This is a genomic window from uncultured Butyricimonas sp. (assembly GCF_959596855.1).
GTDB classification, from domain to species: Bacteria; Bacteroidota; Bacteroidia; order Bacteroidales; family Marinifilaceae; genus Butyricimonas; species Butyricimonas muris.
This window is the reverse complement of the sequence record NZ_CAUFYA010000014.1, coordinates 53,493-65,297: the sequence shown is the minus strand read 5'-3', so window position 1 is coordinate 65,297 and position 11,805 is coordinate 53,493. Positions and strand designations below refer to the sequence as shown.

9 protein-coding genes are annotated in these 11,805 nt (G+C 49.7%); 6 read left to right on the top strand and 3 right to left on the bottom strand.

Features of this window, described 5'->3' with window-relative positions; translation table 11 throughout:
* Positions 1-26: 26 nt before the first annotated feature.
* From Q5866_RS08410 to Q5866_RS08400, 3 genes are all read right to left on the bottom strand, one after another.
* A complete protein-coding gene (locus Q5866_RS08410) occupies positions 27-1,526 on the bottom strand; it encodes a potassium/proton antiporter (protein ID WP_099292688.1) in 1,500 nt (499 codons plus the stop codon).
* A gap of 20 nt (positions 1,527-1,546) precedes the next feature.
* Positions 1,547-2,806, bottom strand: coding sequence for a DEAD/DEAH box helicase (locus tag Q5866_RS08405; protein WP_186975646.1), 1,260 nt, complete (start codon positions 2,804-2,806; stop codon positions 1,547-1,549).
* 136 nt (positions 2,807-2,942) lie between these two features.
* Positions 2,943-4,343: a sodium:alanine symporter family protein gene (locus Q5866_RS08400; RefSeq protein WP_303179823.1), complete on the bottom strand. Its 1,401-nt coding sequence runs from the start codon at positions 4,341-4,343 to the stop codon at positions 2,943-2,945.
* Between the two features lie 504 nt (positions 4,344-4,847).
* Here Q5866_RS08400 and Q5866_RS08395 point away from each other — a divergent pair.
* From Q5866_RS08395 to lipA, 6 genes are all read left to right on the top strand, one after another.
* Positions 4,848-5,564, top strand: coding sequence for an ABC transporter ATP-binding protein (locus Q5866_RS08395; RefSeq protein WP_186975644.1), 717 nt, complete (start codon positions 4,848-4,850; stop codon positions 5,562-5,564).
* Between the two features lie 10 nt (positions 5,565-5,574).
* Positions 5,575-6,849 (top strand): ABC transporter permease, encoded by a 1,275-nt coding sequence (locus Q5866_RS08390; protein ID WP_099292684.1) that lies wholly within the window; start codon positions 5,575-5,577, stop codon positions 6,847-6,849.
* A 2-nt stretch (positions 6,850-6,851) separates the two neighbouring features.
* Positions 6,852-8,111 carry an ABC transporter permease gene (locus Q5866_RS08385; protein ID WP_099292683.1) on the top strand — a complete coding sequence of 420 codons (1,260 nt, stop codon included), beginning with the start codon at positions 6,852-6,854 and terminating at the stop codon, positions 8,109-8,111.
* Positions 8,112-8,255: 144 nt separating this feature from the next.
* A complete protein-coding gene (locus Q5866_RS08380; protein WP_099292682.1) occupies positions 8,256-9,359 on the top strand; it encodes an efflux RND transporter periplasmic adaptor subunit in 1,104 nt (367 codons plus the stop codon).
* A 2-nt stretch (positions 9,360-9,361) separates the two neighbouring features.
* Positions 9,362-10,678: a TolC family protein gene (locus Q5866_RS08375; RefSeq protein ID WP_099294599.1), complete on the top strand. Its 1,317-nt coding sequence runs from the start codon at positions 9,362-9,364 to the stop codon at positions 10,676-10,678.
* 197 nt (positions 10,679-10,875) lie between these two features.
* Positions 10,876-11,730 carry a lipoyl synthase gene (gene lipA / locus Q5866_RS08370; protein ID WP_099292681.1) on the top strand — a complete coding sequence of 285 codons (855 nt, stop codon included), beginning with the start codon at positions 10,876-10,878 and terminating at the stop codon, positions 11,728-11,730.
* The last annotated feature ends 75 nt before the right edge of the window (positions 11,731-11,805 follow it).

The window sequence follows — 11,805 nt, the reverse complement described above, 5'->3', positions numbered from 1 at the left end:
ATAATAATTTTACTCCGTATAAACCCTTATGCGTTTTTCTGAATCGAATAGTCCGTGATGCCAAGACTCTCGTAAGTCTTTTTGAGGGCTTCGTCGTCGTCAGTGATCACGAGGAGTTTGTCGCCCGTGTTGAGTTTGGTTTTACCCTTGGGTACGCAATAGGCGTCGTTCTTTTTGATAAGGGCTACCAGCGTGTTGTCCGGTAATATCAAGTCCATCAGCCGATCGCCCTTCGTGAGCATGGAGGGGATCACCTCTATTTCGGACATGGCGGTTTTGATTTCTTCGGGTAATTCCACGTTAAATACATTTTTGCGGGTTTCCGGGGTAGACAGTCCGAGTAGTTTAGCCATGAAACTGACGGTTGTCCCTTGCACTACTAACGACAGGATCGTGATAAAGAACACGACGTTGAATATCAGTGAAGCGTGCTGTACGTTCGCGATGAGGGGGTATGTGGCAAAAATGATAGGGACTGCTCCGCGTAATCCTACCCATGAAACGTACACCCGTGCTTTGGTTGTCATCTTCCGGAAGGGGAGAAGACAAAGGAAAACGCTGAGCGGGCGAGCCAGTATAATCATGAATACCCCGATTAAAATACCCAGCGAAGCGATAGGCAATAGTTCTGCCGGGTTCACGAGTAATCCCAGCGTGAGGAACATCACGATTTGGAACAGCCACGTGATACCGTCGAAGAATGTCGTAAGACTCTTTTTATGTATCATCTTCTTGTTGCCCACCACGAGTCCGGCGATATAAACGGCTAGGTAACCGTTTCCTCTCAACAAGTCGGTGAAGGAGAAGATAAAGAATACAAAAGCCAACAAGAGGACAGGATAGAGCGATTGATTGATATTCAGTTTGTTGATGCTGTAAACTGCCAACCTTCCCAACAGGAATCCTGCCACAGCACCGATGCTCATTTGCATCACGAATTGTAACGCTGTATTCACGAGGCTACTTTCCCCAGATTGGATCATTTGAATCAATAGAATCGTCAACATGTACGCCATCGGGTCATTACTACCACTCTCCAACTCCAGCATGGGACGCAGGTTCTCTTTTAGTCCCTGACGTTTCGACCGGAGTATCGAGAACACGGAAGCCGAATCCGTGGACGACATTACCGAAGCGAGCAAGAGCGATTCTATAAAGGTGAGTTTGATAAAGCTATTCTCCAGATTGGTGATATAGTATATGAAATATCCCGTGAGCAGGGCAGTCAACATCACCCCAACGGTAGCAAGTATTATTCCTTGCCCCAGAACGGGTTTTATTTCCGAGGCACTGGTATCCATACCGCCGGAGAACAATATAATACTTAACGCGATAACACCTATGAATTGTGCTGTCTGGGGACTGTTGAACTCGATTCCCAGTCCGTCCGTCCCGAAGAGCATACCTACTCCCAGAAAGAGCAACAACGCCGGGACGCCGAATCGGAAACCGGCTTTCCCGACAACAATACTAACAAATAATAGAATAGATCCAATAAGTAAGATGTTTCCAGCGTCTAAAGTCATAAGCGTTTCTTTTTATCAGTTTAATTTTGTGGGCTTCCGCCTCGTTTGGCATAGTTTTTCTTTTTAACGAAAGAACGGTTACCGGGTTTGCCTCCCCGTCCTTTTGACGATCCGTGATTGAAAGCCTTAGGGTTATACGCGGGTGCTTCTCCGAGGTTGGCGGGAATGGGAATTTTATAGACCTCTTCCCCTATAAATTGTTCTATACGATAGAACTTGCCCTGTTCCGCTTCGGAAACGAAAGTTAAAGCCACGCCCTCGGCATCAGCTCTCGCCGTACGCCCGATTCTGTGGATATAATCTTCCGGGTCATGCGGTACGTCAAAGTTGATAACCAATCCGATATCATCAATATCTATGCCACGTGACACGATATCCGTGGCAACGAGGATGTCTGTTTTATTGTTTTTGAAATTCATCATGACGGCTTCCCGCTCCGGTTGTTCAAGATCGGAGTGCATGGCGGCCACGTTGAATTTTTTACGTTTCAGGGTGAAAGCGAGGTCTTTTACTTTTTGTTTGGAAGAGGCGAAGATAAGTGTTTTGTGTAACACGGGTTTGTTGAACAATTCTTCGATGATTCCCATCTTCTGGTACTCGCGGCAAATGTAGGCGGCTTGCATGATTGCCTCGTTGGGTTTAGATACGGCAACGTTGATTTCCACGGGGTCCCGGAGAACGTTTTGAGCCAGTTGTCTGATTTTCGGTGGCATCGTCGCCGAGAAGAGAATGGTTTGTCGATCCTTGGGCAACTTGTTCACGATCTGCATGATGTCGTCGAAGAATCCCATGTCGAGCATCCGATCAGCCTCGTCCAGTATAAAATATTTTACCTGCGAGAGATCGACATCGCTGTGTTGCAGGTGGGCTATCAGACGCCCCGGTGTTGCGATAGCCACGTCCGCACCCATGCGCAACGCTTTTTTCTGTTGATCCCATAGTGCCCCGTCACCGCCGCCGTACACCACTACGGTGGATACGGGAAGAAAATAAGAGAATCCCTCGAATTGCACGTCTATCTGTTGTGCCAGTTCCCGCGTGGGAGCCATGATTACGGCTTGTACCGCGTCGTTTTTCTTCTCGTCTTTCACCAGTCTGTTCAGAATGGGGAGGGTATAGGCGGCTGTTTTGCCGGTGCCTGTTTGCGCGCAGGCAATCAAGTCTTTTCCCTCCAGTATAACGGGTATAGTTAATTCTTGTATAGGTGTTGTTTCCTGAAAATTCATTGCATCCAATCCTTGCAATACTTCATCCTCTAGTTCCAGCTCGTCAAATCTCATCTTTTTTAACTCTTTCTATGTTTTAAAGTGCGCTCTCGTGTCCCTCGAGAGGCCGCGGCAATCCGGATATTTCCATGTCGCTTGTCACGTTTAACGTTTCCATCTTGTTGATGCAAAGTTAAGAAAAAAATTGTTTCTATTCCCATTCACTTGTCGAATCTTTCAATTCGGGAATAGAAGATGCTTTAAAGACAATGTTTTTTTTGCTGATACGGCGTTGCCGCTGATAATCCTGCAAGGCTTTCAGCGCGACTTTACCCAGTAGCACGATAGCCGCGAGATTGATGATCGTCATGATTGCCATAGCGAAGTCCGCCAAATTCCACACGAGATCGAGCGCGGCGATAGAACCGAACATCACCATGCCGCCCACGGCGATACGGTATACTTGCAGGTATTTCTTGTTTTTCGAGATAAAGAGCAGATTCGTTTCGCAATACGAATAATTGCCGACAATGGAACTGAACGCGAAAAGCAGTATGGCGATAGCGATAAATTGTCCGCCCGCGCTTCCGATTTGGTGTGTCAGTGCCATTTGCGTGAGTTGAATGCCTTTTATCGAGCCATCCAGCGGCACGTCCGAGAGCAGGATGATGAAAGCGGTACAACTGCATATAATCAACGTGTCGGTAAACACGCTCAATGCCTGTATCAATCCTTGCTTCGCCGGGTGACTCACGTCGGCGGTAGCGGCGGCATTCGGCGCGGAACCCATTCCAGCCTCGTTGGAAAATAATCCCCGCCGTATGCCTTGCATGACGATAACCCCAAGCCCGCCACCGGCGAATTGCTCGAAACCGAGAGCGTTGGAGAATATCATGCCGACCACGTGCGGCAATGTGCCGAGGTGCGTGAACAAGATGTACACGGCGAGCAGGATATACGCGATAGCCATAAGCGGAACGAGTATCCCGGAGATAACGGCGATACGGTGTATTCCCCCGAATATCACGAGGAAGGTGAGTGCGGTCAGTATTATCCCGAACCACATGCGGTTTACCCCGAATACTTCGTTAAAGGCGAAAGTCACCGTGTTTGCTTGCACGGAATTGAATACCAACCCGAACGTGATCGTGATGATGACGGCAAAGAGAATACCCATCCACCGTTTTTTCAGTCCCCGTTCCATGTAGAAAGCGGGACCGCCGATATACGTCCGCTCGCCTTTCGTCTTGTATATCTGTGCCAGTGTCGATTCGATAAAGGCGGAGGCAGAACCCACCAAAGCGATTAGCCACATCCAGAAAATAGCCCCGGGGCCCCCGAGCGCGAGAGCTGTTGCCACCCCGGCGAGGTTTCCCGTGCCTACCCGCGAAGCGGTTGCGATACAGAAAGCCTGAAAGGAAGAAACCGAGTTCTTGTGGCTACCGCCCGTGATGCCGTCACCGAGCAACCGGAACATCTCGCGGATATTCCGAAATTGCACGAATTTACTCTTGAACGTGAAATATAGCCCGATGATGATCAGTGCGGCAATTAATATGTACGTGTAAATAAAGTCATTTACCGATATAATCCAATTATTCAATGTTTCCATGAGCACCTTAGTTTTTATAAAATACGCTTTTTATACGTTAAAATTAGGGATTGGGTTGCCGGACAATTGAAAATTGAAAGTTGAAAATTGAAAATGATTTGTTCGTCTTCGGCGAGTACCCAATTGATTATTTGCGTTAGGGAGTGTATTCCAGCTCCTCCTCTGTTTATAGAGGGAGAGTTGAATTACAGTCTTACTTCGGTAATCATTTTCAATTTTCAACTTTCAATTTTCAATTTCTTGTACCCCGATTTTCCTGCCTTTTCGTTCTTCATCATGAATGCGTATTCCATTCGTTGACGAGTGTGACGGTTCTTGGAATATGCAATTTTAACAATCCGTCGAATCGTTGTTAAATTTTAAACATCCACGAATTGTAGATGTAATTGTTTGATAAAATGGCATGTGTATTGATAAGGAATGCTAATTGTTGTGCGAATATTTATTCAGAAAAAATGTATGTATATGAGAAAAAGCAATTCACTAAACTAAACAACTAACGGGATGATTCACTTAGAAGGCATAAACAAAACGTATTACAACGGTGCGCCGTTGCACGTGCTGAAAGGCATAGACCTCGACATCGAGCGGGGGGAATTTGTATCAATCATGGGTTCGTCCGGCTCCGGCAAATCCACGTTACTCAACATTCTGGGGATTCTCGACAATTACGACACGGGAGCGTATTATCTGAACGAGGTATTGATCCGTGACTTGAGTGAAACGAGAGCGGCGGAATACCGCAACCGGATGATCGGTTTTATTTTCCAGTCTTTTAACTTGATCTCTTTCAAGAATGCCATGGAGAACGTGGCGCTTCCGTTGTTCTACCAGAACGTGAGCCGTCGCAAGCGTAACGCGTTGGCGTTGGAATATCTTGACCGTCTTGGCTTGAAGGAGTGGGGGCACCACATGCCTAACGAGCTTTCCGGGGGGCAGAAACAGCGTGTGGCTATCGCGCGGGCGTTGATCTCGCAGCCTCGCATCATTCTTGCCGACGAACCCACGGGGGCATTGGACAGCAAGACGTCGGTCGAGGTGATGGACATATTGAAAGAGGTCAACGACACGGGTATGACGGTTATCGTCGTGACGCACGAGAGTGGCGTTGCCAACCGGACAAACAAGATTATCCGCCTTAAAGACGGCGTGATCGAAGCGGTGGAAGACAACCGTAACCACGACGTGTTGGTGTTCGGCAAAGAGGATCTCATGAAATAAACCGAACGACATGAAAATAAGATTCGACATTTGGTACGAGATTATCAGTACCGTTCGCAGGAACAAGCTGCGTACCTTCCTCACGGGCTTTTCCGTCGCGTGGGGAATATTTATGCTGATCGTGTTACTCGGCTCCGGCAACGGGCTGATGAATGGCTTCCAGAGTAACTTCGCCGATCGGGCGACAAATTCCATCAAGGTATACGGTTCCCGCACGAGCAAGACTTTCGAGGGGATGCAGAAAGGAAGGGTGATACAACTTGATAACACCGATATGCTGAACACGGAAACCAAGTTCCCCGCGCACGTGGGTGTGGCGGGGGCTATCCTCAAGATGAACAATCGTACGATCTCCAAGGGCGACGAGTACGTCGTGTGCAGTCTTGTCGGCGTGGAGCCCTCGTACGTGGAAATCGAGCCGTACCGGGTAGCGGAGAATAACGGCAGGTTTATTAATAAATTAGACCTCGACGAACGGCGCAAGGTGATCGTGATTCATCCGCGGACGGCGGAAACCCTGTTCAAGGGACGGAACGCCGTCGGGGAATACGTGAACGTGAACGGCATCGCTTACAAGGTCGTGGGAGTCTACGTGCAGAATAAGGAACGCAATGACCAAGACGCTTTTATCCCTTTTACCACGGCGCAAAACGTGTATATCAAGGGTGACAAAATCGACCAGATTCTATTTACCACCAAGGGGTTGGATACACGGGAGAAAGGCGACGCTTTCGAGCAGAGCTACAAGGAGGTGCTTGCCGCGCACCACCGTTTCGACCCGACCGACCGTAGTGCTGTCTGGCTGTGGAACCGTTTCACGTTTTTCCTGCAATTCCTTGACGCGCAACAGATCATACAGATCGCAATCTGGGTGATCGGGATATTCACGTTGCTTTCCGGTGTGGTCGGGGTGAGCAACATCATGCTGATCACCGTCAAGGAACGCACGAAAGAATTTGGTATCCGCAAGGCTTTGGGTGCGTCCCCGGCGTCAATCCTGTGGCTGATAATCCTTGAGTCGATCATTATAACGACCTTCTTCGGGTATATCGGTATGGTCGGCGGTATCGCTCTCACGGAATGGGGAGCCCGCCTGTTTGATGCCCAAGCCGTGGCGGAGTCTACCGATTTCCTGCAATTTACCATATTTAAAGACCCCACCGTGGGATTGGGCACCGCCCTTTCGTTTATCGTGCTGCTCGTCATCGCGGGCACGCTGGCGGGATTCTTCCCGGCACGCAAGGCGGTACAAATTAAACCGATTGAAGCACTTAGAGCCGATTAACTATGAGAAATATAATAGACTTAGACCGTTGGGAAGAGATCATGATGACGATCACCCGCAACAAGACACGGAGCATACTGACAGCGTTCGGGGTATTCTGGGGAATATTCATGTTGATCGTTCTGATTGGCGGGGGAAACGGGATGCGGGTACTTATCGGGCGTTCGTTCAGCAGTTTTGCCACCAACTCCTGTTTTGTCAGTTCCCACCCGACAAGCGAGGCGTACAAGGGATTCCGCAAGGGACGTTACTGGAGCCTCAACGTGAAAGACGTCGATATCCTGCGCTCCAACATTCCGGAGATTGCTTACATCGTCCCGATGCTCTTCAGTCGTCGGGGGGATAATAATATATTGTATGAAGACAAGTTTTTTACCGGGGGAGTCAAGGGCGTGATGAAGGATTACGAGAATATCGAGCATCAATCCCTCGTGTACGGGCGTTTCCTCAATGACATCGACGTCAACGAGCAGCGTAAAGTTTGCGTGATCGGTATTCGTATTTACGAAACGCTGTTTGCCAAGGGAGAAGATCCCACGGGCAAGTATATCCGCGTGGATGGCGTGTATTACCAAGTGATTGGCGTGGTCGAAACGATCGACAGCGACATCAATATCGGCGGGAATGCCGAAGAAACCGTTATCCTGCCGTTCACGACCATGCAGAATACCTATCAGACGGGCAACTCGGTACACCTTATTGCCATGACGGGCAAGCCGGGCGTGAAGATTCAGACGATAGAGTCGGCAGCGGAACGCGTCGTCAAGCAGAACCACATGATTGCCCCGAATGACGCGCAGGCGGTACTCCTTATAAATGCGGAGAAGTTATACAAGTTGTACGAGAACCTGTTTATAGGTATCGACCTGTTGATATGGATTGTCGGCTTGGGAACCTTGCTGGCGGGAGTGATCGGGGTGAGCAACATCATGATGATCACCGTGCGCGAGCGCACCGGGGAGATTGGCGTGCGGCGTGCTATCGGCGCCCGTCCTTACGATATCATGGGGCAGGTTATCAGCGAGAGCATGGTGCTTACCGGACTGGCGGGTATGCTGGGTATTTCCCTTGCCGTCTACGTCCTCGAACTGATGAACGTCGGCGTGACTTCTGCCAAGGGCTATTATGCCGGTTTTGAAATCTCGTTCTGGACGGTCGTCGGTGCAACCTTCATCCTGTTATTGCTCGGCAGCCTCGCGGGACTGGCTCCCGCGTTCCGTGCCATGAATATAAAACCGATCGACGCGATTCGGGAAGAATGAAATAATTCAGTGATTTATGATTTACGATTTTAGATTGATGATTCCAGCCGCACAAGCGGCATGCGAATTTAAAATCATAAATCTTAAATCATAAGCGTTAGCAAGCGGGGAGAAATCTTAAATCATAAATCTAAAATCTTAAATATGAAAAAGCTCTTTAAAATCTTTGTGCTACTTTTGATTGTAGCTGTATTTATCGGGACGTTCGGGTTCCTGTACGTGAAGTCGCAACCTAAAAAGAAGGTGTACGAGATAGTCACTCCCGTTGTCACCGACGTGGAGAAAAACACGGTGGCGACGGGTAAGGTGGAGCCTCGTAACGAGGTATTGATCAAGCCGCAGATATCGGGTATCATCGCCGAGGTCTACAAGGAAGCGGGGCAGCCGATTCGTGCCGGGGAAGTGATTGCCAAAGTGAAAGTAATCCCCGAAATGGGACAGTTGAGTGCCGCCGAGAGCCGCCTGCGTATTTCCGACATCAATTACAGGCAGGCGGTGCAGGAGTTCGAGCGCATGAAGACGCTGTACAAGGACGACCTGATCAGTAAAGAGGAGTTCGAGAAATGCGAGGTTGCCCTGTCGCAATCCAAGGAGGAGAAGGAAACCGCCGCCGATGCCCTTGATATCGTGCGTGACGGTATCTCCCGCAAGAGTGCCTCGGCGAGCAACACTATGATTCGTTCCACGATCGACGGGTTGATTCTCGACGTCCCCGTGAAAGTCGGTAATTCCGTGATCATGAGCAACACTTTCAACGACGGAACCACTATCGCTATCGTGGCGAACATGAGTGATTTGATCTTCAAGGGAAAGATTGATGAAACCGAGGTCGGACGCGTTCACGAGGGGATGCCTATCAAGCTCACGATCGGTGCCTTGCAGGATATGCAGTTTGACGCCTGTCTGGAGTACATATCCCCGCGCGCAAGGGAGGAAAACGGGGCTAACCTCTTCGAGATTAAAGCCGCTATCACCATACCCGATTCCGTTTACATACGCTCCGGGTACAGTGCCAACGCCGAGATCGTGTTGCAGCGGTCGCCGCGGGTGCTGACCGTGCCGGAAAGTTGCGTGGAATTCAAGGACGGTAAAAACTACGTTCATGTCCTTACCGGTACGCGTCCCGATCAGGTATTCGAGCGTCGTCCCGTCACGCTGGGCATCAGCGACGGAATCAAGATAGAGGTAAAAGAGGGTATCACCGCCGACGATAAAGTGCGCGGCACCGAAAAAACGAACACACTATGATGATGAAAGCGAAATTTGTAATCGTGGCGATGCTGGTCAGCCTCGGGGCGGGGGCACAAGAAAAATGGTCACTCCGCCAATGTGTCGAACACGCCCTTGACAACAATATCGAGATCAAACAACGGGAGATTGCCCTCGACCGTCAAGAGATAGAAGTTCATACCGCCAAATTCCGCCGCCTGCCGAACTTGGGGGCGAGGGCGGGACAGTCGTTCAGCTATGGGCGTGTGGCGTCCCCGCTGGATAACACCTATTTCGACCGTAACACCCGTAATACCAGTTTCGAGGCGGCAACCAGCGTGTCCCTTTTCTCCGGGATGCAGATCACTCACAATATAGCGTTGGCGAAACTCAACCTCGATGCCGCGATGGAAGACCTCAAAAAAGCGCGTGAAGATGTTAGTATGCAGGTCACATCCCTTTTCCTGCAAGTTCTTTTCGCGGAGGAAATCAGCAAGGTTGCCGCCGCGCAGTTAAAAGTGAGCGAGGCGCAGCACCACCGGATGAAACGCCTGCACGAGGTGGGCAAAGTTTCCACGTCAGCGTTCTATGAAACGAAATCCCGCTTGGCACAAGATCGGGTGACTGCCGTTCAAGCGGAGAACAATCGTAAACTCGCCCTGCTCGATCTTAGCCAGATACTGGAACTGCCTTCGCCGGAGCTGTTCGCTATTGTCGCTCCCGACATGGAGCCCACGTTCGAGTTGCTCACCCCGCCACAGGATATTTACGATATTGCCGTCGTGTCGAAACCTATCGTGCGTGCCGCCCAACATCGCGTGGCGGGAGCCGAACGGAGTATCCGTATTGCCCAAAGTGCCTTGTACCCGCAGTTGGAATTTGCCGCCGGGATTACCACGGGCTACTATACCGTGGCGAACTTCGACAGCCCCTCGTTCAGCAGCCAGTTCACCAACAACATGAACAAATCGTTCGGTTTCACGCTGACCATTCCTATTTTCAACCGTATGGAAACGCGTGACAAGGTAAAGAGTGCCCGTTTGCAGATGCAGAACCAATCGTTCATGCTCGATGCCGCCAAGAAAGCCTTGTTCAAGGAGATACAACAAGCCTATTACAGTGCCATTGCCGCCCAATCCACTTACCTCTCCAGTGCCACCGCCGTGGAAGCTGCCGAGGAATCCTATCGCCTCACGGAGCGGAAATACGAGGAAGGCAAGGCTACCGGGGTTGAATTTAACGAGGTCAAAACGCTTTTGCAAAAAGCCGTTTCCGATCGTATTCAAGCGAAGTACGACTATCTCTTCCGGTTGAAGATATTGGATTATTACAAGGGGATACCGATTGTCTTGGAATAAAAAAGGTGTGTTTTTAACACACCCTTTTTACCACTATTTACTACTAACCCTAAAATTGGAACTACTTCGTGAGTCCACTTTTTTATAACCCATTTTTATTACTTAGTCACATTCAATAGATGCAGGAAATATAAAAAGGTTGCGTTGGGAGGAGAAAAAAAAGTATATTCGCGTTTGATTGTAAAAAATAAAGCGTTATGGCTTGTTGTAATAATAGACGTAAACCGGAATGGTTGAAAATTAAGTTACCGATGGGACAGTTGTCCACGGGAGTTTTAAACATCGTGCGAGGACATAACTTGCACACGATTTGCACGAGCGGGATGTGCCCGAACCAAGGGGAATGCTGGGGAGCGGGTACAGCCACGTTCATGATCGGTGGCGACGTGTGTACGCGTTCGTGTAAATTCTGCAACGTGGCGACAGGGCGTCCGGCTCCGCTTGACCCGCGGGAACCGGAGAATATAGCCAACTCCGTGAAGTTGCTGGAATTGAAACATGCCGTGATAACCTCGGTGGATCGCGATGATCTCGAAGATTTGGGCGCGGGGCATTGGGTGCGGGTGATCGAAGCCGTGAAGAGGGAGAACCCGAACACGACGATGGAAGTTTTGATCCCCGACTTTCAAGGACGGCGGGAACTGGTGCAACAGGTAATAGACGTCCGTCCGGAGGTAATATCCCATAATCTGGAAACCGTGCGGCGATTGTCGGATAGCGTGCGGAGCCGCGCGAAATACGATATCTCGCTGGAAGTGATCCGTCAGGTGAGCGAGTCGGGAATCGTGTCCAAGTCGGGTATTATGCTGGGGTTGGGAGAAACGCGGGAGGAGATATTACAGACGATGGACGATTTGCGTGCCGCGGGATGCAAGGTGATGACCATCGGGCAATACCTTCAGCCGACATCCGCGAACTTGGAAGTGAAAGAGTACGTGACCCCGGAGATTTTCGAGGAGTATGGGCGTATCGGGCTGGAAAAGGGATTCCGCCACGTGGAGAGCGGTCCGTTGGTGCGGTCGAGTTATCACGCGGAGAAGCATGTAAAATGAGTTCATAAAGTTCATAAGGTTTATAAAGTTCATAAAGTCTATTAAGATACCATGAACTTTATGAACCTTATAAAC